Source organism: Sphingobium sp. TomMM7A (genome assembly GCF_055397305.1).
Genome location: NZ_AP027311.1, coordinates 1,350,973 through 1,375,570, shown reverse-complemented (window position 1 = coordinate 1,375,570; position 24,598 = coordinate 1,350,973). Strand labels below are relative to the sequence as shown.

Below are 24,598 nucleotides of genomic sequence, written 5' to 3'. Positions count from 1 at the left end.
GGTTCAGGACCCCCTCTCCCCCGTTCGGGCTGAGCTTGTCGAAGCCCCTTACTTCTTGAAGAAAAGAAATGCCCTTCGACAGGCTCAGGGCGAACGAAGGTTAGGTAACCCTGAAGCCCTAGAGTATCACCATGCTCCCGCCTGCGCAGGAGTACGGCACATGACCGGATTGCCTCTCCTCCTCCTCACCGCCTGCTCCGGCATCCAGTCCACCAACGGCCGCGACGGCACGCAAGGCGCGCTGATCGGCGGCCTGTTCGACATCTTCTTCTGGACCACCGCCGCAATCTACGCGCTGGTCATGCTCTACCTCGCGGTCGCACTCTTCCGCGGCTACCGCCACCGCGCGCAGGGAAGCGGCTTGCAGGGCGAACCTCAAGCGCACGCGGAGGCCGGATGGCGCAGCGCGCTCATCGCCTTCATCGCCGTTACCGCCCTGATCCTCGCCGGGCTCTCCATCGCCACATGGCTGACCGACAGAAACCTCGCCAAAGCCGAGAAACCGGCGATGGAGATCGAACTGACCGGCCATCAATGGTGGTGGGAAGTCAAATATAAGGCCGCCGTCCCCAGCTGCATGGTGCGCACCGCGAACGAACTGCACATTCCCGCAGGCGTGACGACGCGCATCCTGCTCAAATCCAACGATGTGATCCACAGCATGTGGATTCCCAATCTGGCGGGCAAGCAGGACCTTATTCCCGGCCGCCAGGCTGACCTGACCCTGCACCCGCTGCGCCCCGGCCTCTTCCGCGCCCAATGCGCCGAATTTTGCGGGATGCAGCATGCCAAGATGGCGCTCGACGTCACGGTCGATACCCCCGCCGATTTCAGACGCTGGTATGCCGCGCAACTCAAGCCGCCCATGCCGCCCACAGGCGGCCCGGCGCTTGCCGGCTTCAGGATCTTCCAGGCCCGGCAATGCGCATCCTGCCACGCGATCGCGGGAACACCCGCATCCGGCTCCGTGGCCCCTGACCTCAGCCATGTCGCCAGCCGCCGCACGATCGCCGCGGGAACGCTGCGGACGAGCCATGCCAACATGACCCGATGGCTGAAGGACCCGCAGGAACCCAAGCCCGGCAACAACATGCCCAAGGTGCCGCTCAGCCCCGCCGAACTCGCCGCCGTGACGGCCTATATGGAGACGCTGCGGTGAACGCCCAATCCCCTCACCCGCGCCCCGATCCCGCCAATTATCTGCGCGATGGGCCGGACCTTACCGGCGAGGCGCTGCACCGCAAGCTCGCCCATACATGGCGTGACGGACCGGGCCTGCTCGGCTGGATGCGCAGCGTCGATCACAAATCGATCGGCCGCCGCTATCTGGTGACGGCGATCGTCTTCCTGGCGCTGGGCGGCGTGCTCGCGCTGCTGATGCGGCTGCAACTGTCGGGGCCGGATCGCGCGCTGATGGGGCCGGATCGCTATAATCAGATCTTCACCATGCACGGCACGACGATGATGTTCCTGTTCGCCGTGCCGGTGATGGATGCGATGGCGATCTATCTCGTTCCGCTGATGCTGGGCACGCGCAACATCGCCTTTCCGCGTTTGAATGCCTTCAGCTACTGGATGTATCTGGCGGGCGGAACGATGCTGTGGATCGCCTTCGTCCTCAATGTCGGGCCTGATGCCGGCTGGTTTTCCTATGTGCCGCTCGCAGGCCCTGAATATTCCCCCGGCAAACGCGTCGATATCTGGGCGCAGATGATCACCTTCACCGAAGTCGCCGCGCTCGCGGTGGCCGTGGCGATCACGGCGACCATTCTGAAAGCGCGCGCGCCGGGCATGACCCTGTCGCGCATTCCGCTCTTCGTCTGGTCGATGCTGATCGTGTCGCTGATGGTGATATTCTCGATGCCGTCGGTCGCCCTCACCTCGGGCATGCTGCTGTCTGACCGGCTGGTCGGCACCCAATTCTTCAACAGCTATGAGATGGGCGATGCGCTGCTCTGGCAGCATCTCTTCTGGTTCTTCGGCCATCCGGAGGTTTACATCATCTTCCTGCCCGCGACCGGCTTCGTCAGCGAAATCGTGCAGGCGTTCACCGGGCGGCAGACTTTCGGCTATGCGGGGATCGTGCTGGCGCTGTGCGCCACCGGCCTGCTCGCCTTTGGCCTGTGGGTCCATCATATGTTCGCGACCGGCCTGCCGCGCCTGGGCTATGCCTTCTACACCGCCGCCAGCATGGCCGTGTCGGTGCCCGCGGGCATCCAGATATTCTGCTGGATCACGACCATCTGGACCGGCCGCCCCCGCTTCGCCGTCCCGATGCTGTGGGTCGTGGGCTTCATCGTCACCTTCGTCATCGGCGGCCTGACCGGCGTGATGCTGGCCAGCGTGCCCATCGACCTGCAAGTCCATGACAGCTATTTCGTCGTCGCCCATTTCCATTATGTGCTGATCGGCGGCGCTGTCTTTCCGCTGCTGGGCGCGATCACCTACTGGTTCCCGAAGATCACCGGCAGGATGATGTCGGAAGACCTAGGGAAGATCGGCTTCTGGCTCAGCTTCCTGGCGTTCCACGCGACCTTCTTTCCAATGCACTTATTGGGCATGATGGGTATGCCGCGCCGCGTCTATACCTATCCGGCGGGCATGGGTTGGGACACGCTCAACCTCATTTCCACCATCGGCGGGGCGGTCTTCGCGCTCAGCATCCTGATTTTCGTCGCCAATGCCGGCTTCTCGCTATTCCGGGGAGAGAAAGCGCCCGCCAACCCCTGGAACGCGCCGGGGCTGGAATGGGCCACAGCTTCGCCTCCGCCCCTCTATAATTATCCGCACATCCCGATCGTGCAGGACAACACGCCGCTCTGGCGGGAAGACCGGCCTGTCGCTTACGGCCTGCGCGTTGAGGATCGCGAGGCGCTGCTCACCACCGTTCTTGAAGCGCGGCCGGATGTCCGTGAACCTTCGCCCCTTCCGACGCTCTGGCCACTGATCGCCGCGCTGGCCACCACGGTCATGTTCATCTCTTCCATCTTCACGCCCTGGGCAGTCGTCATCGGATCCGTCCCGATCGCGGCGGCGCTGATCGCCTGGTTCTGGCCCAAGGACCGCGGCCCCGAAGGCGAGCCGGTGATAGACTGATGGAACAGCCCCGCTTCTCGACCGATCTCGCCCCGCTGCCCACCTATGCGTTCGGGCACCGATCGCTGACATGGTGGGGCATCATCGCCTTCTTCTTGATCGAAGGCACGGCCTTCGCGCTGGCGATCGCGGTCTATTTCTATCTTCTGAACCAGGAACGCTACTGGCCGCCGCCGCCTTTCCTGCCGCCCAACCTGATCGCCGGGACGCTTTTCACCATCCTCATTCTCATGAGTGAGCTCCCTAACACCCTGGCCAAGAAGGCAGCGGAGAACGAGGACCTTCCCAAGCTCCGCAAGCTGCTCATCCTCCTCAGCCTGATCGGTTTAATTCTCCTTGTCATTCGTGGTTTTGAGTTCAACTCACTCAACATCCTCTGGCACCAGAACGCCTACGGCTCCGCGATCTGGCTGCTGTTGCTGCTCCACACCACCCATATCGCGACCGATTGGGTCGACACGCTTGTTCTGACCGGCCTCATGTTCACCCCACACGGAACCGAAGGCCGCCGGTTCGTCGATTGCTCCGAAAACTCCGTTTATTGGCGTTTCGTCTGGCTGCTCTGGTTGCCCATCTATGTTGTGCTCTATTGGTTGCCTAGGCTCGTGAACTGATGCCTCGCTTCGATCTCCTCCGCAGGCCTCAGCCCCTGATCGGCATCTTCCTCGCCATCGGCGGTTGGACATTATCGCACCAGATCGGCAGCGACAGCGTGTTCGACGATTGCACCAGCCGGGGCGGGGGATTCGTCATATTCGTCAGCCTTCTCGGTCTCATCATGGCGGCTGCTGGCGGACTCTATTGCTTGCATACCTCGCGCGGTTCGGAACGGAGCGGGCGAAGCTTCCTTGCCCTTACCGGCGTGCTGCTCGCGCTGATGACAAGCTTCGCGATCCTGCTGCAACTGGCCGCCGGAATGATTCTGCCGTCATGCGCCGCGTGATTTTCATCCTTGCGCTCGTGCTCGCTTCTCCCGCGTTGGCGCATGAAGTCCATGCGCATGAAATCGGCTGGACGCTCAGTCCCGATATCGTGGTCCCGCTGGCGGCGGTACTGCTGCTTTATCTCGTGGGCCTCGGAAAGCTCATCAGCCGCTCGCGCCATACGTACAGGTTGCTGATCCGCCGCGCCTGCTTCTTCGTGCTGGGCTGGCTCATCCTCGCGGGTGCGCTCCTGTCTCCGCTGCACGAGGCGGGGGAGGTGAGCTTCGCGCTGCACATGGTCGAGCATGAACTGGTCATGCTACCCGCCCCGTTGCTGATGGTCTCGGCGCGACCCGGGCCGGTGCTGCTATGGGGCCTGCCCGCCGCAGGGAGGCAGATGGTCGCTCCCATCGTTCGCCTTTCGCTGTGGCGCAGACTGGGCAGCCCGCTAGTCGCGACGATGCTGCAGGCCGTGGCGCTCATCATCTGGCACATGCCGGCGTTGTTCGATCGTGCCGTCCTGACGAATGCGTGGCATGTCGCCCAGCATCTGAGCTTCATCATCACCGCTCTGCTCTTCTGGTGGGCGATGCTGCCGCGCGCCGAGGGCCGGGCCGATTATCTGACATCGGCCATGTGCCTGTTCATCACGTCCATGGTCGGCGGCGGCCTGGGGGCGCTGATGGCGATTGGCGGCAACCCCTGGTACGACGCCTATGTGCGAATGGGCATGACGCCCTTCGGCCTCAGCCCGGCGGAGGACCAGCAGCTGGCCGGACTCATCATGTGGATACCCGGTGGCCTTTTCCATGCAGGCGCGGCGCTTGTCTTCCTCGCCCGCGCGCTCGGTTTAGCCCCAGAACGTCTCCACGATGGCGTAACCCGCCGTGGCGAGGCAGCCTAGAACCACCAATGCAATCACCCATCCTTGCCACTTCGCCTCATGCGCATGGACGGGTTCGTCCTCGGCGCTGGGATATTCAGGGGACATGGGCCTGGCTCTCCCGGTTGTGCGGTTCCGCAAGCGATAATGATCGAGACGGCCGAACGCTCCCGATATGCGTTGCGGCTACGTTTATGCTCGCCGCCTGCGGCCCGGCGCAAGAAGGACCGGACGTCGTCGCCATTTCCGACGAGGCCGCCAACACGGTCCACCTGATCGACGGTGCTTCGGGCGCCAGGGAAGGGGAGTTGGGCACCGGCCAACGTCCGCGCGGCATGGCCCGCTCCCCGGATGGCCGCACGCTCTATGTCGCGGCCAGCAACGCCAACCAAATCGAGGCATGGGACCTCGCCTCCCGTCGGCGGTTGCGCAGCTATGCCTCGGGCAGCGATCCGGAACGGTTCGCCGTCAGTCCCGACGGCAGGATGCTGGTGATCGCCAATGAAGATCATGCCGCGGTCTCTTTTCTGGACCTGACCAGCGGCCGCATCGTTCGGGAGGTCAAGGTAGGGCCGGAGCCGGAGGGTATTGGCATCAGCCCCGATGGAAAGCTTGTCGTGGCGACATCCGAAGCGGCCAGCACCGCGCATTTCATCGACCCGAAGACCGGCAGGCTGCTTGACAGCGTCATCGTCGGCACGCGGCCGCGCGACGTGCTGTTCCTGAAAAGCGGGAGAGAGATTTGGGTCTCGTCCGAACAACGGGGGACGATAAGCGTGTTCCACGCCAGGACACGGCGGATCATACACATCATCGACCTAGTGACTGCCTTCCCTGATCTGGAAACCGTGCAGGCGGTCGAGATGGAAGTGACTCGCGACGGCAAGCGCGCCTTCGTCGCGATGGGGCGCGGCAACCAGGTCGCCGAGATCGACCCGGCTACATGGAAGGTGGTGCGCCACTTTCCCAGCGGCAAGCGGAACTGGGGGCTGGCGCTGTCGCCGGACGATCGCCGCTTGTATGCCGTGAGCGGCCTGTCCGGCGACATCACTATAATCGACCTTCGCGCGAACCGCGTGCTGCGACGGGTACGGTTCGATGGCAAGCCCTGGGGCGTCGAGGCCCTCCCGCGATGAGGTGGCATGCAATCTGGCCCGCGCTGCTGCTCGCCGCGTGCCGAGGAGGGGAGCCAAGAACGCTCACCGTCTGCGCCGATCCCAACAATCTGCCCTTCTCCAACCGGGCGGAGCAGGGCTTTGAAAATCGCATCTCGCGGCTGATCGCGACGGGCATGGGTCGCAAATTACGCTATGTCTGGTGGGCACAGCGGCGCGGTTATGTTCGCAACACGATCGGCGAAGGGAAGTGCGACGTCTGGCCGGGTGTCGTGGCAAGCATCGAGATGCTCGCGACGACGCGGCCCTACTACCGGTCGAGCTACATGTTCGTTACCCGGCGGAGCGACCCGTTAGGCGGGCTGACGCTGGACGATCCGCGCCTCAGGCATCTACGTATGGGCGTGCAGATGGTGGGCGATGACGGGATGAACACGCCGCCTGCTCATGCGCTGGCCAGGCGGGGCTACGTCCGGAATGTCAGAGGATATCTTCTCTATGGAGATTATCACGCGCCCAATCCGCCAGCCTCCATTGTGGAGGCTGTCGCGAAGGGCGAAATAGACGCGGCCCTGGTTTGGGGACCGCTGGCTGGCTGGGCGGCCAGACATTCGGCCGTTCCCCTGCGACTTGAGCGAGTGACGCCTTGGCTCGACGACGCTCAGTTGCCGATGGTTTATGATATTTCTATGGGCCTGCCGAAGGAGGACCTTGAACTTAAAACCGCCATAGAGCGGCAGCTGAACAAGAACACTGCACGAATTGAGGAAATATTGCGCGAATATGGGGTTCCTCTCGTCGACGGGCCCGGCAATAACTAAAGACTAGGACCAAGGCGTTGATCCATCCATTGAGTTGGGCATTTTCAGGGTCGGACTCAGTCATTCCTTTGGATTGCATGGCGCTATCGATTCAAGGTCTCCACTGTAGCTATCAGGGCCGCCTCCCGCGAACAGGGCACGATCCACGTCATTCGCGCTCGCCGAAACCGTAATTGTCCAATCCAGTATAACGACGCCGCGAGATGGGCCACTGCCGGGTCCAAGTCATGTCCGCTGCTCAAGTATTTCCGCCGGCTCGCCATCCGATACGACAAGTTCTCCAAGCACTATCTCTCAGCCATGAGTCTCGCTGCCGCGGTGGCTTTTTGGCTCAACGAGTCTCCCCTGGTCGGCTGTCACGACAGATGGGGCGCGACCGACGTGAAATTTGACATGCATAACGGACAGACCCGGAACTTGGGCAGCACATATCCTTTGAAGATAAGTGAGGGAGATAGGCATCGGAACGCACATCATGGGCGAATCGCGAGATGGAAACACGGGGCCAGCCGAAACGCTGTCCCCTATATTGCCCGACGATGTGGAGGAGGCCGCGGCGGCTGTCCTGAAGGCAGCATGTGAAGCGGAACTGCGGCTTGCAACGGCGGAAAGTTGCACGGGTGGTTTGCTCGCCTCGTTACTGACCGATGTAGAGGGGACGAGCCATGCATTCGAGCGGGGCTTTGCGGTCTATAGCGAGGAGGCAAAATGCGAGCTGCTGGGTATTCGACGGGAACAGATCGATGCCTGCGGAGCGGTAAGCCGTGACGTTGCCATCGCCATGGCGGAGGGCGCGATCAGGCAATCCCATGCCGACATTGCGGTCGCCATTACCGGCTTTGCTGGTGCGGCGGCGGATGGAGATGAGGCCGGGCTCGTTCATTTCGCTGCTGCCCGGCGCAATGGCGCGACCGTCCACCGCGTCGAGCATTTCGGAAATATCGGGCGCGGGCCGGTGCGGATCAAATCGCTCCGGATCGCGCTGGAGATGATGGGGGAAGCCATTGGGCATTTCTGAAACTTTCATGTCGATCCATCGCCACGGTCTTGTCCGGGTCGCGGCCGCAACTCCGCGTGGGACGGTTGGAGACGTGGCGGCCAATGCTGCGGCGGTGTTGGAACTGGGACTGGAAACGGCGGCAGAAGGCGCGGATCTGGTTCTCTTTCCAGAACTTTGCGTGTCATCCTATGCGATCGACGACCTTCATCTTCAGGACGCCCTGCTGGACAGGGTCGAAGCGGAAGTGGGAAGGTTGATTGAGGCGAGCGGGGATCTGCCGGTGATGCTGGTGGGTGCGCCTTTGCGCCGAGCCGGGCGGGTCTATAATTGCGCTCTGGTCATTGCAAAAGGCACGCTGATCGGCGTCGTGCCGAAAAGCTACCTGCCCAATTATCGCGAATATTATGAGAAGCGGTGGTTCGCGCCGGGCGCCGGTCTGGCGGGCCTGGAGATAGAGATCGCGGGGTACAGCGTGCCTTTCGGAACCGACCTGCTCTTTGCGGCCGAGGGACAGTCCGACTTTATATTCCATGTAGAAATTTGCGAAGATTTTTGGGCGCCGCTGCCGCCATCGACATCGGGGGCGATGGCCGGGGCTCTGCTGCTGTGCAATTTGTCAGCGTCCAACATCACCATCGGTAAGGCGCGCGACCGGCATTTGCTGTCCGCTTCCCAATCGGCGCGGTGCATTGCCGCCTATGCTTATTCCGCAGCGGGTGCCGGTGAAAGCACGACCGACCTTGCGTGGGATGGGCAGGCGATGCTGCATGAAATGGGCGAGTTGCTGGGAGAGTCGAGCCGCTTCGGCGATGAGCCGGAAGTGCTCTATGCCGATGTCGATCTCCAGCGTTTGCGACTGGAAAGAATGCGCAACGGCACTTTCAATGACAGCGTGGAGGCAGCCGGGCATCCGGAGACGCGCTTTCGCAAGCTTCGCTTTCCGTTCGAGCCGCGATGCGATGATGTCGGTCTGCGACGGTCGGTGCGCCGCTTTCCCTTTGTTCCCGCCGATCTGACGGAACTGGATGCCGATTGCTACGAGGCATTCAATATCCAGGTGGAGGCGCTCGTCACCCGCTTCCGCGCGACGGCGGGCAAGCATTTCGTGATCGGGGTGTCCGGCGGCCTCGATTCCACACATGCGCTGATCCTGGCGGCCAAGGCGTGCGACCGGCTGGCTCTGCCGCGCTCAACGATCCTTGGCTATACGATGCCGGGCTTCGCGACCGGTGAGCAGACCAAGGGCAATGCCTGGGCGCTGATGAACGCGCTGGGCGTGGCGGGGGCGGAGATCGACATCCGGCCTGCTGCGCGGCAGATGCTGGCGGATATGGACCATCCCTTCGCGCGGGGCGAGCCGATCTATGACGTGACGTTTGAAAATGTGCAGGCGGGCCTGCGTACCGATTATCTGTTTCGGCTCGCCAACCGGCGTGGAGGCTTTGTCGTAGGCACCGGCGACCTCAGCGAACTGGGGTTGGGCTGGTGCACCTATGGCGTGGGCGACCAGATGAGCCATTATGCGGTGAATAGCGGCGTGCCCAAGACGCTGATTCAGTTCCTGATCCGCTGGTGCATCGCCACCGACCAGTTCGACGAAGCGACCGACGGCATTCTGGATGCGATATTGAACACCGAAATCTCCCCGGAACTCGTCCCCGCCGATTCCAGCGGCGCGATGCAGAGCACGGAGGCGCGGATCGGCCCCTACGCGCTGAATGATTTTTTCTTGCACCATATTGTGCGGCAGGGATTGCTGCCTTCGAAGGTCGCGTTTCTAGCCTGGCACGCTTGGCGGGATGTCGAGGAGGGAGATTGGCCGGCGGGCTATCCGGACAGCGGCAAGGTCGCATACGATCTGCCCACCATCCGCCATTGGCTCGACAATTTCGTCCACCGCTTTTTTGCCATCAGCCAATTCAAACGGTCGGCTCTGCCCAATGGGCCGAAAATCTCCTCTGGCGGCGCCCTGTCGCCACGGGGCGACTGGCGCGCCCCTTCGGATGGCACGGCGGATCTTTGGCTGGACGAGTTGGCCGCTGCGTTGGGACCGGCATCGGGCGACTGAACTGCCTATGCTGGCCAAAATTCACAGACGCGACCGCAGTCTTAGCGTCCTCGACACCTAAACATTGTAGCCAGTCTTGCGCACCGCCATGCTGGCAGTGACGTGCTCCGTCATTGGGCTTTTCCTCCACCGGCGCTGTCGCTGTCATAATCTTCCGGATTGCCGCCGCCCCCCGCCGAGGCGCCGCTGCCTTCGACAACGCCAGAACCGTCCTTGGCCCGATGGCCGCGATTGTCCGCTTCCGGACGGTCGAGTGTGTCGCTCGGTCTCCGGGCTGACCCCTTGGGCTGGTTTTCCGTGGAGATGTTGGGATTGCGCGTTTGCTTCGTCGCTATGGCGCGCTTGTCAGCATGTTCGTTACTCATCGGTCACGTCCTGTGTCAGGCCAGTTTCAGCCCTTCCTGATTCATTCGCCGTGTGAGGCGGCCGGTCGCGCTGTCGTCGAGTGCCTGACGCAGGAGGGGGAACAGTTCCTGCTCCTCCTGCTTCATATGCCGTTCGATGTCGGCGCGGAACTTCGCCAGCTTCTGCTGAAAGGCCGGTTTATCGTCCAGAAGGTCCGACAGTTCATAGAGATATTGCTTCACATAGCCATGTTCGCCGTTGAGCGCGTCAGCTTTCGCCTCCATTCCATGTTCGCGCATGGCGGGGTAAATAGCATTCTCCTCCTCCAGCGCGTGTTTGCCCAGAGCATGTTTGAGCTGCATCAGCATCAGCCGACGCCTGCCGCTGGCGGCATCGTCGGTTGCCGCGAGGGCATCGAACAGGGCGAGAGCCGCCTTATGTTCGGCAGCAAGCGCCTTGTCCCAGTCGCCTGCCAGCATGGTGGGCGCCTGAACCATCAGCTTGCGCCCCGCAAGGCCAAGAACCGCGAGGCCCGCCCCGAGTAGCAGGCTTTGGGATCGTGAGGGATAATGGGTATGAAGCGCCATGGGGTTTCTCCCTTTGACTGATGTCCGGTCAACGATGGCTATTCGCACATGTTCCGCAGCCCGTCGCAGGAGGGGCGTGACCTATATTATCAGGCAGGTCTTTTCGCACTGGTCTGGCGTGAAAACACGGAACGAGGTCGCCGCCCGCTGGTTGGGGCTCTGATCACTTCAGGAGGCTCAGCATGGCCGACAACAAGGCGCCGCTCGCAAGCGACGACGCACCTCTTATCGCGAGCAAGGGAAATCATAGCGAACAGGCGGGCGACGAACTTATCGAACCCCAAGGAGATACGCTGGTCGGCAAGACGGTGACGATCAATCGCCCCAGGGCGGAGCTATATGCCTTTTGGCGCGACTTCACCAATTTGCCGAGGTTCATGGAAAATGTTGTTTCGGTGGTGCCGGTGGCGGAGGGGCGCACCCACTGGACGGTGAAGGCGCCCGCCGGGAAGACGGTGGAATGGATTTCTGCCATTACCGAGGACAGGCCCGATGAGACGATTGCCTGGGCTTCCGAGGATGGCGCTGACGTTCCCAATAGCGGCCGGATCGACTTTCGCGACGCGCCGGGCGGGCGTGGGACGTGGGTGAGCGCGACGATACTTTATGATCCGCCGGGCGGGATCATCGGCAAGGCAATTGCCAAAATGTTTCAGCGAGAACCGGCGATTCAGGCGCGGCGGGATTTGCGGCGCTTCAAGCAGCTCATGGAAACGGGCGAGATAGCGACTTCGGCGCGCACCCGTCAGGCATTTGAGGAGGAGGTCTGATGCGGGCGCTGACATGGCATGGCAAGCATGATGTTCGGGTGGAGACGGTCCCCGATCCGGAGATCATCAATCCCCGTGACGCGATCATCCGCATCACCTCGACGGCTATCTGCGGATCTGACCTCCATCTTTACGACGGATATATCCCGACAATGAAATCGGGCGATATATTGGGCCATGAATTCATGGGAGAGGTGGTCGAGACAGGGCCGAAATCCACGCTGCAAAAAGGACAGCGCGTTGTTGTGCCCTTCACCATTGCATGCGGCGGATGCTTCCATTGCGGCAAGCATCAATATTCTGCATGCGACAATGGCCTGCCCGCCGACAATCAGGACATCGCGCAGACCATCTATGGCCAGCCCATGTCAGGGCTTTTTGGCTATAGCCACATGACCGGCGGCTATGCCGGTGGGCAGGCTGAATATGTCCGCGTGCCGTTTTCCGACGTAGGCCCGATCGTCATTCCCGATGGAGTAGAAGATGACAAGGTTCTGTTTCTCTCGGATATCCTTCCCACCGGATGGATGGCTGCAGAGAATGCCGGGATCGAACCGGGAGATACCGTCGCTGTCTGGGGTTGCGGGCCGGTTGGGTTGTTCGCCGTCCAGTCGGCTTTCCTGATGGGGGCGGAGCGGGTCCTTGCCATCGACCATTTTCCGCGAAGGCTGGAACTGGCGGCGCGCTTTGGCGCGCAGACGATTAATTACGAGCAGACCAAGACCTATGACGCGCTAATGGAAATGACGGGCGGCGTCGGGCCCGACGCTTGCATCGATGCCGTTGGGCTGGAGGTACATGGCTTCTTTGCTGACAATGTCTGGGACCAGATCAAGATATCGACCTTCCTCGGCACCGATCGCACCCACAGCATCCGCCAGGCAATTCTCGCTTGCCGCAAGGGTGGGCGCGTGTCGATGCCCGCCGTTTATGGCGGCTTCGTCGATAAATTTCCGCTGGGCGCCTTCATGGAGAAGGGTCTGACGCTCAAGACCGGGCAGACCCATGTTCAGCATTATATGCCCGCCCTGCTCAATGCGATCATGGAGGACAAGATCGACACGACTTTCCTCATCAGCCACCGCCTGCCGCTGGAGGAAGCGGCGGAGGGATATCGCATCTTCCACGATCATCAGAATGAAGTGACCAAGGTCGTGCTGAAACCGGGCATGGCGGCTAGCCAGAAAGAGGAGAACCGCCATGGGAGCCACTAAATTCGCCATCATTACCGGCGCCTCGACAGGTATCGGGTTCGAGCTGGCCCATCTTGCTGCCCAAAATGGCTATGACCTGCTGGTCGTGGCGGACGAGCCGCTGATAGAAGCGTCGGCCACTGATTTCCGTCGCCATGGCGGGGAAGTAGAAGCGGTGGAGGCTGATCTTGCTACCCTGGAGGGCGTCGAGAAACTGATCGACGCGGCGAAGGGGCGCACGGTGGATTTGCTCTGCGCCAATGCCGGGCGGGGTCTGGGCCATGGCTTTCTGGAGCAGGAGGTTGCGGACTGGCGGCGAGTGATCGATACCAACATCACCGGCACGCTCTATCTGTTGCAGAAGGTCGTGCAGCCGATGGTGGCCCGCAATGAGGGCAAGGTACTGATCACCGGCTCGATCGCCGGGTTTATGCCCGGATCGTTCCAGGCGGTCTATAACGGGACCAAGGCATTTATCGACAGCTTTGCCGATGCGCTGCGGAATGAGATCAAGGATGTTGATGGCATCACCATCACGACCCTGATGCCGGGCGCGACCGAGACCGAATTTTTCGACCGAGCGGACATGCTGGATACCAAGGTCGGGTCCGACGAAAAGGATGATCCCGCCAAGGTCGCCAAGAACGGCTGGGACGCGCTCCTGGCCGGCAAGGCGCATATCGTGTCGGGCTGGAAGAACAAGCTTCAGGCCGCGGCCGCGCATGTCACGCCTGCCGCCATCCTGGCGGAGCAGCATCGCAAGATGGCCGAACCTGGCACGGCAGAGGAGCATGACGATGAGTGAACGCGAAGGGCAGCATAAGCCGGACAATGCCAAAACGCCGCGCGGACCGATGGGCGACACGCTGCCGGGACGGGAAAAGGAGGACCCACGGACAGGCGGTGGCCAGCGACAGGAGGAGGTCGAGGATCGTCCTAATGTCGGCACAGTGAAGCCGGAAGATTATCCGGAAAAGGATCGGCGGGATTCCCGTCCGTGAATGCCACAACGAGGTGAGCCCGTGGGATGGGAACCGCTCAGTCCAGGTCCGGTTGATGGCTTTCGTGGCGACGACCTTCCGGCCTATGTGGCTAACGGGCTTGTGGGTCTTCGCGTGCGCGAGATTCCGATGTTGCCCGGTTCCGCCATCGTCAACGGCGTGGTGGGCCTGCATGTCGAGGAGCTGGTCGAGGCTGCCGTCCCCGTCCCTTATCCGCTTGCCGCCGACATCGGGATTGGGGAGACTTGGCTGACCGAGCAGCCCTGGCTGATCAGCGATGCAACACAGCGATATGATTTTGCCGCCGGGGAGCTTGTCAGCGGATTCGCGTTCCATGTCGGCGGGGTTGCGCTCCGCTTGGAGGTGCTGACCTTTGCCAGTCGCAGTGATCCTGCGTTGGTGCTGCAACGCATGGAATTGACGGCCGATAGTCCTTGCACGATCCGGTTGCGAGCGGGGATTGCGACGGCGGGTTCGCGTGGGCGGGCAGACGAGCGGAAGGTCGGTGGGCCAGCAGCGTCGGGTGAAGGCGCGATGCTTTGGGTGCCGGAGGGTGCGTTCAGTTGCTGCGGCATCGCTTTTCATAGCGAATGCCCGGACGCCACGGACAATCCCTGCTTTCGGGAGAAGCATGGCTCGGGGTCGCTGACCGCCGAATATTCGGTCGAGTTGAAGCGTGGCAAAACGGTACGGCTGGAGCAGATCGCTGCCCTTGTCCCTTCCCTTGTCCATCATCGCCCCATGGATGAGGCCATTCGCCGACTTGCCAAGGGCACAGAGTTGGGTTTCGACCAGTTGCGTGACCTCAATCGGGAAATCTGGCGGCAATTGTGGCAAAGCCGAATAGTCGTCGATGGCGCGAGCTCGGATCATCAACGTCTGATCGACGCGGGTTTCTTCTATCTGAACAGCTCCGCGCATAGGTCATCGCCTGCTGCGACTTCGATGTTCGGGCTCGCAAGCTGGCCCAATTACAATTATTATTTTGGACATGTGATGTGGGACATCGACGCTTTCTGCGTTCCGCCCTTGTTGCTGATCCAGCCCACGGCGGCGCGCAGTCTGCTCGGTTTTCGCGCACGGCATGTCGATGCCGCGCGCATGTATGCGATGCTCGACAACAAGGATGGACTGCGTTTCCCGTGGGAGGCGGCGCCGCGTTCGGGTGAGGAAGCGACGCCCGGTGCCGGATCGGGCGCGGCACATGCAGCCCATGTGTCGCTGCATGTCGCGCGCGCCTTTGCGCTCCATGCCGAAGCGGTGCGGGATGTGCGCTATCTGAGAGAGACGGGCTGGCCCATATTGTCGGGCGTGGCGGATTGGCTGGCGTCCCGGCTGACGCAAACGACGCGGGGCTTTGAACTGTTGCGGGCGACTGGGCCGGCCGAAGTGCCCGATCCGCCCGACAATGACAGCTTCACGCTGATGACGGCCTATGACCTACTGCGCCGGACTATCCGCATCGGTCTGTCGATCGGGGAGAAGGTGCCCGCCATCTGGCGCGATATGGCGGACAGCCTTCATTTGCCGATCCGAAGCGACGGCGTCATCGCGTCGCATGAGGAGTTCCGAGTCAGCGAGGCTAAGGGAGCGACGCCTTCGCCGCTCGCCGGCCTGTTCCCGATGAACTATCCGGCGACCGGCCGCCAGGAGGAGGCGACGCTCGTCCTGTTTCTGTCACATTGGCCGGATTATGTGGGATCGCCGATGTTGCCCGCTTTTTATCCGGTTTGGGCAGCGATGCGGGGGGACCGGGCACTGGCGCTCAAGCTGTTCGAGGAAGGGTACGCCGCCTATGACAAGGGCCGGTTCCACCAGTGCCTGGAATATCGGGAAGATCATCCGGACTCCAAAGTGCCTGCCGGTCCTTTCATGGCGAATATCGGCGGAATGCTGATGACGATGCTGCTGGGCCTGCCAGGGATCGAGATTTCGGACGCCGATCCGTCGGAGTGGGGCCGGCGGCCTGTAATCCTGCCTTCCGGGTGGAAAGGCATCGTCGTTGATCGGCTGTGGGTCAGAGGCACGCCGATGCGGATGGAAGCGATGCATGGGGCGGCACGAGCGCGACTTTTTGAGGCATGAAGGCTCTGCCCACAACACGCTCGACCAAGATTAACGCCGCGCTCAATTGCCCAGGATATAGGTTGGTGGGAAGTCGGCACACGGAACAGCCGCACGATGCGCGGGTTTCGATGAGGTGCTATTTCGGCACAAGAGCTCCTCTAATGGCAAATCAGAACCAAGACAATCAGATGGGCAGCCAGCAGGCGGCCAGAGCAAGAACCCCGGCCAGCAGAACCAGCAGGATACCGGTCGCGCCCAGCAGGGTGGCGGGCAGCAAGGTGGCCAGCAGGAACGCAATCCTGGCCAGCAAAATCAGCAGGACGACCAACGCCGTCAGCGGGGTGGCGCGGTCAGCAGGAACGCCGCGACGATGGGTTCAGACGGTCAGCAACGGTGATCGCCGCCACCGCTGCAATCATTTCACCCTCAAGCTGCTGGGGCGATGCTTCGATGTTGTTCAACGGGGCCGAGTGACAGGCGTGGGAGGTGGACAATTTTCCCCATCCCCGCAGTGGCTGGAGTTTCGGGAGAAGGCGCCAGGCCGCCTAATAAATGCTCCGCTACACTCAGATAGCGCGCGATCACGCGTCGATCAGAGCAAGGCTCACCAATCCCGCCTGCTTTGCCGGACAATGCGCTTGGGGCGCCCCTTTATGTCGTACTCCGTCATCGCCCATCTCCAATTGCACAGCTCGAACTGAACAAACTGGCTGAAACTATCGACCTGGTCGTCGTGGCGCCCGCTCGGAAAGGCCTTGAGCTCGGACCGGAACGCGCCGAGCCAAGGAGCGTCGCTGGGCAGCAGCAGATTGCCTGCTTCGACCTCGCCCAAGGTGCCAACGAACCGCTCTTCCTTGTTGGTGGTCACCGACCACATGATGGGTGTGAACGGACCCTGCTGGCGAAACTCCTGCCATAGCGATTTGCCGCTGCCGGCATCCTCGATGACCACCTTGTCGGCTGACCACTGCCGCCACAGTCGTATGACCGCGCGCCTGAGGTCAGGATAGTCGAGCCGCTCACGGAACACGTCCAGCAAATACCATTTGCGGTTGAGAAAGCCCCAGGTCGTGCAGACGGAAAAATCGCTCGTGGGGGCCGAGGACATGCCCGTGTCCCAGCTTTGCACGATCTTTTGGAACTCGGCGCGCTCAGGTGCCTCATGATAGGTGCCGAACCATTCTATCCGCAGAAGATTGCCTTCGGGTGCGACGGGGTCCTGCTGATACTGCGCCGCGAACACCGCAGGCCCTAATTCGCGCCGAAGCCGGTCAAGGACCACCTGGTCTTCCCGCTCAGGCGAAAGGAGGTCTCCTACCTTCCGGAGATGCATCCGGTCTTTGCCAATCCGCACCAGCTCCTCTTTCTCCGCGATGGCCGGCAGGTTGAGATGGGCATAGCCTTTCTCCAGGAAATAAGCGGGCAGGTCGTCCTCGTGAAGGCGTTGCTGAATCGAGACAATTCGGCCGGTCGCCTTATCGTTGAGGCGGGTCTGAAGCGTATTATCGAACCACGCCTTTGTCTCGTCTCGCACGGCCTGGCTGCGGGCTTCGTCGGCCTTCATGCAATCGTCGACGATGATGATGTCGGCACCAAAGCCGGTAACTGACCCGCCTACGGAAACCGCCTTGCGAACGCCGCCCGCGGTGGTTTCGATTTCGAGCGCCCGGTTGCCGCGAGCGCTGATGCGGGTGGCCGGAAAAAGCATCTGATACCAAGCGCTCTCCATGACCCTGCGGGTGAGATTGGCGTGCAGCCGAGCCAGGTCCTGGCTGTAGCTCGCCACCATGATCTTCATGGCGGGATTATGCCCGAGCATCCAGCTGACGAACGCGACCGAGGTCGTTTCGGACTTAAGATGCCGGGGTGGAACGGTGACGACGAGCCGCCCGCCGAAGCCGCGATAAACCTCCTCGAGCGCATGGCAGATGCCATGGAGATACCAGGCGAGCACAAGCGGCGGCTCACCTGGATGGAGCGTCTCGAAGACCTTCATGAGATAGAGGACGAGGTGAGAACGGCGAGCCGCCGCGAGCAGTTGGTGGTTGGAGGTCATCGGCCATCCTCCCCACCAAGCTGCGCGGCGATCATCTCGCGTAACGCCATGAGCGTTGCCTCATCGGTGGCGGAATGGGGCTGATCGGCTTGCTCCGATGGGAGACCACCGCCGTCGTCAGGCATGGCGGCCGCGAACAGGCGCAGCAGCTTGTCGAGTGCACGATCATTGCCCTTGGACGCGGCTTCGACCGTTTTCAGCACCAGCGCCTGGGCGCGGCTCATGACCTGCTCGCGACCACCGGTGCGGATTTTAACCGGCGCGTTCATGACCTCTCGCACGATGGTGTTGAGGCTTTTGACCCGCTTCTTGGGTCCGCGGGGATTGCCGGACTGGCCTTTCTGCCACCGACTATGCACTGGCGGCTTTTTGTAGCCGATGGCATAGGAAGGCTGCATTTCCGCCTCCGCCCGCTGTTCATCGTCTGCCTCGTCTTCAGGAGCAAGACGGGGCGGATCCTGCGGGGTGGCTCGACGGATCCTGATACGAGGGCGGACAGGCGGACGCCCGGGTTGAGTGTCGGTGGATGACATGAGTGGAAATCCTAATGGGAAAGGGGAGGGGAGAGGTTGCCGCTGATCAGCCTTCTGCCTCATCGGGCGTCGCATCGTCTGAGCGGGCGAAAGCGATGTCGCTGAAGCTCTGGTCGGTGCCATCGAGCACGGCCGACCGGCCGGTCATGGCCTCCCATCTGCGGATGGCAACATCGACATAGCCAGGCGAGATCTCCACGCCGAAGCCGATTCGGCCCGACCGTTCGGCCGCTAGGATGGTCGTGCCCGAGCCCATGAAGGCGTCGGTCACAATATCCCCCGGGTTCGTGACATCGCGAATCGCATCAGCGACGAGGTCGACCGGCTTCACTGTGGGATGGTCAGCCAGGTCATTCGTACGCGTGCTGGAGAAGCTGTTGGCACCGCCATAGCTCCACACATTTGTCCGATAGCGGCCATGGGCGCCCAACTGGACATTGTTTCTGTGCGGGACCTTGCCCTTCTTGCAGATCAGTATCAGCTCATGCTGCGAGCGGTAGAGGGACCCCATACCGCCGTTGCTCTTACTCCAGACGCACAGATTGAGGAGCGTGAGGCCAGCCTCCTCCACGGCATGGAGCAGTTCCTTGAGGTGTCGCCAGTCCATGCAGACGTCGATGATGGCGCCATCCTTGGCGTGTGCGGCTAGTCGGATAAGAAACTGGGTGAGGAAGTTTGTGAATTCGCCCGAGGTCATTTCTCCGGAGGCAAAGGCGAACTCGGCGTGCTTGGCCTTGCCCAGCCCTGAAACATGGCCATTTACGGGAACGTTATAGGGCGGGTCGGTGAACGCCATTGTGGCGACCTGCCCGGCCATCAGCCTTTGCCAGACGGTGTTATCGAGCGCCGAGCCGCAGATTAGCCGGTGCTTGCCCAGACGCCAGATGTCGCCCGGGCGGGTGACCGCGACAGCTGGCGGTTCAGGACTATCATCGACCGGATCCGCGCCGACACCGTCATCCTGCTCCTCCAGCATGACGTCGATCTCGCCAATCTCCCATCCGAGCAGGTCGATCGGCACCTCCCCAATTTCGATAATCGCGGCGAATTCGATCGCCAGCATCTCCTTGTCCCAGGTCGCATGTTCGGCGAGTCGATTATCGACCAGGCGGTAGGCGCGCACCTGCGCGGGCGTCCAATCGGAGACCATGAGGGCGGGGACGCTTTTCATACCGATTCGACGGGCGGCCGCGACCCGCGCCTCGCCCGCGACGATCACATGATCCGCATCGACTAAAACCGGGATGGTGAAGCCGAACTCGGCCATCGCCGCCGCCAGCTTGACCAGCTGCTTCTCAGGATGTTTGCGGGGATTGCCGGCATAGGTTTTGAGGGTGTCGATGGGCAGGTGGACGATCGGGCCGAGCGACCGCTCGATATTGCTCAGGCTGGGTGCCTTCGCAGGCCGATTAGATGTTCGGGCAGGCTTCATAATCATATCCTTCGCAGCGCGCTGCACGAAGGACACGGGAAGCAGATGCCGGACACAGTCAGACAGCCGACTGCCCGCCTCACATCGTGAAGCGACAGTGGTTGTCCTCGTGCTGCGTCCAAACCCGATGACCGGGCGACTATCTGCTCAAGGTGCGGCGTAAATAACAGATCCGCGCTTGCCTGTCTGCATCCTTATTTATCGGTGTGTTAGACGGGGAAATTCCCTACTGGCATCGAAAAATTCCCTGCCGCCGACGATAGGGAATTTATCCTGCAAAGCCGCAGAAATCCGAGGCTCTTTGGAAGCGCAGGTCAGGCTCATTCCCAGCGTGGATATAAAAATCCCTGCCAAACGGGTGTCGGCAGGGAATACCGTACAGAGACGGGTTCGCTCTGGACTGCGTCCTGCACCACGCATTCTCGCCTTGCGCGGCGTTTAAAGGCCTGGTCCTGTCGTGGCCTTAGAATGGCGCAGTTCCGCGCCATTTTGCCGACGCGCTAGCGAATCGGGTGCCACAGAGACTCAATTTTAGACCTCAGGACCGCAAAAAAGGCCCCGTGTCTCACGGGCCCCTTTCGGGTGGCGCACGGTTTAGATTATAGCCTATCCACCAAATCCAAGTGAACCGCGCCGGGTTTGCCGGAGGCATAGGGTTGTGAGTCACGCTGCCCTACCGATGTTGTCTGCGGCAGCATAATATTGATCTTCGGCTTCGGCAGGCGGGATGTTGCCGATGGGCTCCAGCAGTCGGCGATGGTTGAACTAATCGACCCACTCGAGCGTGGCATATTCGACAGCTTCGAAGCTGCGCCACGGTCCTCGCCGGTGGATCACCTCTGCCTTGTAAAGGCCGTTGATCGTCTCGGCCAAAGCATTGTCGTAGCTGTCGCCGACGCTGCCGACCGAGGGCTCGATCCCTTCTGCGAGGCGCTCGGTGTATTTGATAGACAGGTATTGCGACCCGCGGTCGCTATGATGGATGAGGCCGCCCCGATGGGTCGGCCGTCGATCGTGAAGCGCTTGTTCCAGGGCATCGAGGACGAAACTGGCATGAGCCGTCCTGCTGGCCCGCCAACCGACGATCCGCCTGGCGTAGGTGTCGATGACGAAGGCGACGTAGACGAACCCCGCCCAAGTCGCGACATAGGTAAAGTCCGACACCCACAGCATGTTCGGCGCTGGCGCGTAGAACCTGCGGTTGACGTGATCGAGCGGGCACGGCGCGGCCTTGTCGCTGATGGTCGTGCGCATCGGCTTGCCACGGATCACCCCTGCCAAACGCATCAGTCGCGCAACGGTACAGCGGGCGATCGGAAAGCCCTCCCGCATCATCTGCCGCCAGACCTTGCGGACGCCGTAGACTGCAAAGTTCTCGGCGAACACGCGGGCAATCTCAGGCTTGATCGACTGGTCCCGTTGAGCCCGCGCCGACAGGCGTGTCGGATCGCGACGCTGCGCGACGCGCTCGTGATATGTCGATGGGGCGATCGGCAGAACGCGGCAGATCGGCTCGACCCCAAAGGCATCGCGGTGATCGTCAATGAAAGCGATCATCGCCTGAACGGGCGGTCGAGCTCCGCCTGGGCAAAATAAGCCGACGCCTTGCGCAGGATCTCATTGGCCTGTCGCAACTCGCGGACCTCGCGCTCCAGCGCCTTCATCTTGTCGGCTACCTCGGTCGGGACGCCCGTCCGCTTGCCGCTATCGACCTCAGCCTTCTTCACCCAATCATGCAGGGTCGGCGGCGAGCAGCCGATCTTCTCGGCAATCGATACCACCGTTGCCCAGCGCGAAGGATAATCCCGCTCGTGATCCAGCACCATCCGGATCGCTCGCTCGCGCACCTCCGGTGCAAACTTGTTCGTCGTCTTGCTCATATCGGCTTCATCTACTCGAGAGTTTGAGCCTCCGGCAAACCCGGCCCGGTTCAATGCTCCTATATCTTACGATCCATTACGGCGCGACGATGCTGCTTAAGCAACATCTTTTCTGAAGAAAGTAAATCTAGATCAAACAGAACGTAAAATTCCAGAAATTTGTTCTTAACGATCTCCTCCTAATTGGAGGAAAGTATAAAAATCGGGGAGGAAAATTTTGTTCGAAGAACAACATTCCTTTTTAAGGCGCTTTCGACGGAATGAGGCGGGCAACACACTGGCAATCACTGCCGCGGCGTTTTTTCCCTTAGCGGGCCTAATTGGAGGCGGAGTAGACATCAGCCGTCTCTACTTGACGAAGACTCGGCTTCAGCAAGCTTGCGATGCTGGCGCTCTTGCCGGACGGCGAGCGATGACGGGTCTGACTTGGACGACTGGCGCGGGCAGTACAGAAGACACTGCAGTCAAGTTCTTCAATGTCAACTTTCCAGCGCACAAATATGGGACCAGCTTGGCGACGGGGGTCTATTCTGCAAGCGCCACAGGCGCTGTCACGGGCACAGCTTCCGTAGTGGTGCCGATGACCTTGATGTCGCTATTTAATATTCCAGACAAAACCATAACGGCGAACTGTACGGCGGATCTTCAATTGCCGAATACGGACGTCATGTTCGTCCTCGACACAACTCGGTCGATGCTGGATACAAACAGCGGCGATAGTTCAAGCAAGATCGTCGGACTGCGCAGCGCGGTGACGAACTTCTACAACTTGCTGGAGCAGGTGAAGCCCGTCGGCAGCGCCATCCGCTACGGATTTGTGCCCTATTCGTCGACAGTGAATGTCGGGATGTTGCTAAAGCGCGAGTGGGTCCAGGACAATCCTTGGTATGACTCCAGGCAACCGGCGCCTCAGACGACGAATACTGTGACCACGACCACGACGCAGCCGGCGACGAATTCGTCTTCCAGCACAGTATTTAACAGCGGAAGTATCACGACTTCGAGTTCCCCTGGGCAGGCAGAGAGCTGCGCCGCGCCGGCCAATTCCAACTATACGGATGTCTACAGCGGCTGGTCGGCCTACAGCCCCTCCGCCACTGCTTCGCCCCGGACGCGGACCCGGACACGGACCCGGAATGGAACGACCTATTCGGCATCCTCAAACGCCAGTGGCTGCACTATAAACGCCACGACCTACAATAATTACGCCCAGACGGTTACCGAAACCGTCACAAACAATCCCAACGCTGGTCAGACGACAACGACCACCACGACAACACCAGTGTACAATTGGTACTATCAGCCCGTCCAATATTCGATGGCCACACTCAAGGGCAACGCTGCGAACGGCCTGATGACCGGAGGCAGCTTCACTGCGACCGTCGCCAACAACAACACTAGCCGTACGATCAACTGGACCGCAGCAAATGCATGCATTGAAGAACGCTCGACGCGTCGATCCAATGAGGGCTCCACCGTCCCGCGCAATGATATGGACGTGGACCTGGTCCCCAATGCTGCCAGTCCCGACACACAGTGGAAGCCCTATATCCCCGGCATCGTCTATGGACGTAACGCGACCAGTGCGACGGCGGCCAGCGGCTGGGTCTGGAGTGGCTCTGCTGCGACTTTGACTAACGCAAATTATTATACCCCTTCCGGCGACACAAGCTTTTACGGTGCCTGTCCATCACCGGCGCGTAAGCTAGGTTCGATAACCTCGTCTGCGCTGACGACCTATCTTAACGCCCTGTCGCCAGCTGGTTTTACCTATCATGACATCGGCATGTTGTGGGGTCTTCGCCTGATGTCGCGTGATGGCATCTTCAGCGCTGAAAACCAGGCGGCCGAAGCGACCGGCAAGATAGCACGGCACATTATCTTCATGACCGACGGCCAGACCGAAACGCATATTGGTGCCTATGATGCGTGGGGCTTGTCTGCAACAGCCAGACGGCGCACCGCTTCTGCATCCATCCCGACCGATACTGAACAAAATGGGCTCACGGAAAGCCGACTTCTGGAACTCTGCTCGATCGCGAAGGATCAAAAGAATATCACTGTCTGGGTGATCGCCTTTGGAACGACCCTGACGCAGTTGCTCAGCGATTGCGGATCGCCGGGCAAGTCTTATCAGGCAAACAATGCTGCGGAACTCAACGCGACATTCAGTCAAATTGCGTCGCAGATCGCCTCTCTGCGGATCACACGATAATGTGCGGAGGCAAGAAGTTCGTCAAGGGACGTCGGAAAGCAGCGGCGTTGGATGAGACTGGTGCCACTCTGGTCGAATTCGCCATTGTCGCGCCGATCCTTGTCCTTATCCTGATGTTCCTGTTTGACGCGGGCTATTATTTTTATGCCCGTGCGGTTTTGAGCGGAGAGGTTCAGGCCGCGGGGCGAGCGTCGGCACTGGAGACTGCCACCGACACCAATCGCGCCTTGCTGGATGCGGGCGTTGAAGCGGCCGTAAAGAAATTGGTGAGCGGAGGTATGCTCAGTTTTGAACGGCTCGCATTCAAATCTTATGGCCGAGCGCAATCCCGGGTTGAATCCTTTATTGATTCTAATGGAGACGGCATCTGCAACAACAATGAGGGCTTCGACGACGCCAACCGCAACGGTGTCAGGGATGCAGATTCCGGGGTACAGGGTCAAGGCGGCGCCAAGGATGTCACCATCTATTCGGTAACCCTGCAATATGATCGCGTTTTCCCGATGGCCACACTTTTGGGATGGAACCCCAGGGTCAGTATGACCTCTCGCACCATATTGCACAACCAGCCCTTTGATAAGCAGGCAGAGCCGCTGATCGGAAAATGTTGAGG

The 24,598-nt window shown here is 61.1% G+C and carries 22 protein-coding genes, 1 pseudogene and 1 other annotated feature; of the genes and pseudogenes, 16 read left to right on the top strand and 7 right to left on the bottom strand.

Annotation, left to right across the window (positions count from 1 at the left end):
- The first annotated feature begins 160 nt into the window (after positions 1–160).
- The 9 genes from coxB to ACZ5ZH_RS06890 all read left to right on the top strand — a co-directional run bounded on the left by coxB (position 161) and on the right by ACZ5ZH_RS06890 (position 9,906).
- Positions 161–1,159 carry a cytochrome c oxidase subunit II gene (gene coxB, locus ACZ5ZH_RS06930; RefSeq protein ID WP_464771004.1) on the top strand — a complete coding sequence of 333 codons (999 nt, stop codon included), beginning with the start codon at positions 161–163 and terminating at the stop codon, positions 1,157–1,159.
- On the top strand, positions 1,156–3,096 hold the full coding sequence (gene ctaD / locus ACZ5ZH_RS06925; protein ID WP_464771003.1) for a cytochrome c oxidase subunit I: 1,941 nt from the start codon (positions 1,156–1,158) through the stop codon (positions 3,094–3,096). The genes coxB and ctaD overlap by 4 nt, the downstream gene beginning before the upstream one ends.
- Positions 3,096–3,710 carry a cytochrome c oxidase subunit 3 gene (locus tag ACZ5ZH_RS06920; RefSeq protein WP_464771002.1) on the top strand — a complete coding sequence of 205 codons (615 nt, stop codon included), beginning with the start codon at positions 3,096–3,098 and terminating at the stop codon, positions 3,708–3,710. Before ctaD ends, ACZ5ZH_RS06920 begins: the two co-directional genes overlap by 1 nt.
- Positions 3,710–4,039: a hypothetical protein gene (locus ACZ5ZH_RS06915; RefSeq protein WP_464771001.1), complete on the top strand. Its 330-nt coding sequence runs from the start codon at positions 3,710–3,712 to the stop codon at positions 4,037–4,039. Before ACZ5ZH_RS06920 ends, ACZ5ZH_RS06915 begins: the two co-directional genes overlap by 1 nt.
- Positions 4,027–4,923 carry a cytochrome c oxidase assembly protein gene (locus ACZ5ZH_RS06910; protein WP_464771000.1) on the top strand — a complete coding sequence of 299 codons (897 nt, stop codon included), beginning with the start codon at positions 4,027–4,029 and terminating at the stop codon, positions 4,921–4,923. The genes ACZ5ZH_RS06915 and ACZ5ZH_RS06910 overlap by 13 nt, the downstream gene beginning before the upstream one ends.
- Positions 4,924–5,096: 173 nt before the next feature.
- Positions 5,097–6,038 carry a PQQ-dependent catabolism-associated beta-propeller protein gene (locus ACZ5ZH_RS06905; RefSeq protein ID WP_464770999.1) on the top strand — a complete coding sequence of 314 codons (942 nt, stop codon included), beginning with the start codon at positions 5,097–5,099 and terminating at the stop codon, positions 6,036–6,038.
- Positions 6,035–6,838: a quinoprotein dehydrogenase-associated putative ABC transporter substrate-binding protein gene (locus tag ACZ5ZH_RS06900; RefSeq protein ID WP_464770998.1), complete on the top strand. Its 804-nt coding sequence runs from the start codon at positions 6,035–6,037 to the stop codon at positions 6,836–6,838. The genes ACZ5ZH_RS06905 and ACZ5ZH_RS06900 overlap by 4 nt, the downstream gene beginning before the upstream one ends.
- A gap of 475 nt (positions 6,839–7,313) precedes the next feature.
- Positions 7,314–7,856 (top strand): CinA family protein, encoded by a 543-nt coding sequence (locus tag ACZ5ZH_RS06895; protein WP_464770997.1) that lies wholly within the window; start codon positions 7,314–7,316, stop codon positions 7,854–7,856.
- A 7-nt stretch (positions 7,857–7,863) separates the two neighbouring features.
- Positions 7,864–9,906, top strand: a complete 2,043-nt coding sequence (locus ACZ5ZH_RS06890) for an NAD(+) synthase (protein ID WP_464770996.1) — start codon at positions 7,864–7,866, stop codon at positions 9,904–9,906.
- 110 nt (positions 9,907–10,016) lie between these two features.
- On the opposite strand, the gene ACZ5ZH_RS06885 is transcribed toward ACZ5ZH_RS06890, so the two are convergent.
- Entirely contained in the window at positions 10,017–10,271 is a 255-nt protein-coding gene (locus ACZ5ZH_RS06885; protein WP_464770995.1) for a hypothetical protein, read from the bottom strand.
- A gap of 15 nt (positions 10,272–10,286) precedes the next feature.
- Positions 10,287–10,838 (bottom strand): hemerythrin domain-containing protein, encoded by a 552-nt coding sequence (locus tag ACZ5ZH_RS06880; RefSeq protein WP_464770994.1) that lies wholly within the window; start codon positions 10,836–10,838, stop codon positions 10,287–10,289.
- 182 nt (positions 10,839–11,020) lie between these two features.
- On the opposite strand from ACZ5ZH_RS06880, the gene ACZ5ZH_RS06875 reads away from it, so the two are divergent.
- Genes ACZ5ZH_RS06875 through ACZ5ZH_RS06855 form a run of 5 tightly spaced genes read left to right on the top strand, consistent with a single transcriptional unit; the run spans position 11,021 to position 15,887 of the window.
- Positions 11,021–11,608 carry an SRPBCC family protein gene (locus tag ACZ5ZH_RS06875; RefSeq protein ID WP_464770993.1) on the top strand — a complete coding sequence of 196 codons (588 nt, stop codon included), beginning with the start codon at positions 11,021–11,023 and terminating at the stop codon, positions 11,606–11,608.
- Positions 11,608–12,822: a zinc-dependent alcohol dehydrogenase gene (locus ACZ5ZH_RS06870; protein WP_464770992.1), complete on the top strand. Its 1,215-nt coding sequence runs from the start codon at positions 11,608–11,610 to the stop codon at positions 12,820–12,822. The genes ACZ5ZH_RS06875 and ACZ5ZH_RS06870 overlap by 1 nt, the downstream gene beginning before the upstream one ends.
- Positions 12,809–13,606: an SDR family NAD(P)-dependent oxidoreductase gene (locus ACZ5ZH_RS06865; RefSeq protein WP_464770991.1), complete on the top strand. Its 798-nt coding sequence runs from the start codon at positions 12,809–12,811 to the stop codon at positions 13,604–13,606. The genes ACZ5ZH_RS06870 and ACZ5ZH_RS06865 overlap by 14 nt, the downstream gene beginning before the upstream one ends.
- Positions 13,599–13,802, top strand: a complete 204-nt coding sequence (locus tag ACZ5ZH_RS06860) for a hypothetical protein (RefSeq protein ID WP_464770990.1) — start codon at positions 13,599–13,601, stop codon at positions 13,800–13,802. The genes ACZ5ZH_RS06865 and ACZ5ZH_RS06860 overlap by 8 nt, the downstream gene beginning before the upstream one ends.
- A gap of 21 nt (positions 13,803–13,823) precedes the next feature.
- On the top strand, positions 13,824–15,887 hold the full coding sequence (locus ACZ5ZH_RS06855; protein WP_464770989.1) for a glycoside hydrolase family 65 protein: 2,064 nt from the start codon (positions 13,824–13,826) through the stop codon (positions 15,885–15,887).
- 166 nt (positions 15,888–16,053) lie between these two features.
- Here ACZ5ZH_RS06855 and ACZ5ZH_RS06850 read toward each other — a convergent pair whose 3' ends face one another.
- The 5 genes and pseudogenes from ACZ5ZH_RS06850 to ACZ5ZH_RS06830 all read right to left on the bottom strand — a co-directional run bounded on the left by ACZ5ZH_RS06850 (position 16,054) and on the right by ACZ5ZH_RS06830 (position 21,770).
- Positions 16,054–16,197 carry a hypothetical protein gene (locus ACZ5ZH_RS06850; protein WP_464770988.1) on the bottom strand — a complete coding sequence of 48 codons (144 nt, stop codon included), beginning with the start codon at positions 16,195–16,197 and terminating at the stop codon, positions 16,054–16,056.
- Between the two features lie 276 nt (positions 16,198–16,473).
- Entirely contained in the window at positions 16,474–17,925 is a 1,452-nt protein-coding gene (gene terL, locus ACZ5ZH_RS06845; protein WP_464770987.1) for a phage terminase large subunit, read from the bottom strand.
- Entirely contained in the window at positions 17,922–18,323 is a 402-nt protein-coding gene (locus ACZ5ZH_RS06840; protein ID WP_464770986.1) for a DUF5681 domain-containing protein, read from the bottom strand. The genes terL and ACZ5ZH_RS06840 overlap by 4 nt, the downstream gene beginning before the upstream one ends.
- 181 nt (positions 18,324–18,504) lie before the next feature.
- Complete coding sequence (locus ACZ5ZH_RS06835; RefSeq protein WP_464770985.1) at positions 18,505–19,890, bottom strand: site-specific DNA-methyltransferase; 1,386 nt, start codon at positions 19,888–19,890, stop codon at positions 18,505–18,507.
- 663 nt (positions 19,891–20,553) lie between these two features.
- Positions 20,554–21,770, bottom strand: a pseudogene (locus ACZ5ZH_RS06830) (IS3 family transposase).
- Positions 21,373–21,489: a sequence feature (AL1L pseudoknot), on the bottom strand. It overlaps the preceding pseudogene by 117 nt.
- 217 nt (positions 21,771–21,987) lie before the next feature.
- On the opposite strand from ACZ5ZH_RS06830, the gene ACZ5ZH_RS06825 reads away from it, so the two are divergent.
- Together ACZ5ZH_RS06825 and ACZ5ZH_RS06820 are read left to right on the top strand one after the other, a co-directional pair.
- Positions 21,988–23,985 carry a TadE/TadG family type IV pilus assembly protein gene (locus tag ACZ5ZH_RS06825; RefSeq protein WP_464770984.1) on the top strand — a complete coding sequence of 666 codons (1,998 nt, stop codon included), beginning with the start codon at positions 21,988–21,990 and terminating at the stop codon, positions 23,983–23,985.
- The gene (locus ACZ5ZH_RS06820) at positions 23,985–24,596 is read left to right on the top strand and encodes a TadE/TadG family type IV pilus assembly protein (RefSeq protein WP_464770983.1); all 612 of its coding nucleotides are present in this window, start codon (positions 23,985–23,987) and stop codon (positions 24,594–24,596) included. Before ACZ5ZH_RS06825 ends, ACZ5ZH_RS06820 begins: the two co-directional genes overlap by 1 nt.
- The last annotated feature ends 2 nt before the right edge of the window (positions 24,597–24,598 follow it).

Coding starts and splice junctions, on each gene's coding strand:
- ACZ5ZH_RS06840 (WP_464770986.1), bottom strand. CDS start 18,323: ATGCAGCCTTCCTATGCCATCGGCTACAAAAAGCCGCCAGTGCATAGT.
- ACZ5ZH_RS06875 (WP_464770993.1), top strand. CDS start 11,021: ATGGCCGACAACAAGGCGCCGCTCGCAAGCGACGACGCACCTCTTATC.
- ACZ5ZH_RS06865 (WP_464770991.1), top strand. CDS start 12,809: ATGGGAGCCACTAAATTCGCCATCATTACCGGCGCCTCGACAGGTATC.
- ACZ5ZH_RS06820 (WP_464770983.1), top strand. CDS start 23,985: ATGTGCGGAGGCAAGAAGTTCGTCAAGGGACGTCGGAAAGCAGCGGCG.
- ACZ5ZH_RS06890 (WP_464770996.1), top strand. CDS start 7,864: ATGTCGATCCATCGCCACGGTCTTGTCCGGGTCGCGGCCGCAACTCCG.
- ACZ5ZH_RS06880 (WP_464770994.1), bottom strand. CDS start 10,838: ATGGCGCTTCATACCCATTATCCCTCACGATCCCAAAGCCTGCTACTC.
- ACZ5ZH_RS06915 (WP_464771001.1), top strand. CDS start 3,710: ATGCCTCGCTTCGATCTCCTCCGCAGGCCTCAGCCCCTGATCGGCATC.
- ACZ5ZH_RS06910 (WP_464771000.1), top strand. CDS start 4,027: ATGCGCCGCGTGATTTTCATCCTTGCGCTCGTGCTCGCTTCTCCCGCG.
- ACZ5ZH_RS06870 (WP_464770992.1), top strand. CDS start 11,608: ATGCGGGCGCTGACATGGCATGGCAAGCATGATGTTCGGGTGGAGACG.
- ACZ5ZH_RS06905 (WP_464770999.1), top strand. CDS start 5,097: ATGCTCGCCGCCTGCGGCCCGGCGCAAGAAGGACCGGACGTCGTCGCC.
- ACZ5ZH_RS06885 (WP_464770995.1), bottom strand. CDS start 10,271: ATGAGTAACGAACATGCTGACAAGCGCGCCATAGCGACGAAGCAAACG.
- ACZ5ZH_RS06920 (WP_464771002.1), top strand. CDS start 3,096: ATGGAACAGCCCCGCTTCTCGACCGATCTCGCCCCGCTGCCCACCTAT.
- coxB (WP_464771004.1), top strand. CDS start 161: ATGACCGGATTGCCTCTCCTCCTCCTCACCGCCTGCTCCGGCATCCAG.
- terL (WP_464770987.1), bottom strand. CDS start 17,925: ATGACCTCCAACCACCAACTGCTCGCGGCGGCTCGCCGTTCTCACCTC.
- ACZ5ZH_RS06860 (WP_464770990.1), top strand. CDS start 13,599: ATGAGTGAACGCGAAGGGCAGCATAAGCCGGACAATGCCAAAACGCCG.
- ACZ5ZH_RS06835 (WP_464770985.1), bottom strand. CDS start 19,890: ATGAAGCCTGCCCGAACATCTAATCGGCCTGCGAAGGCACCCAGCCTG.
- ACZ5ZH_RS06895 (WP_464770997.1), top strand. CDS start 7,314: ATGGGCGAATCGCGAGATGGAAACACGGGGCCAGCCGAAACGCTGTCC.
- ACZ5ZH_RS06900 (WP_464770998.1), top strand. CDS start 6,035: ATGAGGTGGCATGCAATCTGGCCCGCGCTGCTGCTCGCCGCGTGCCGA.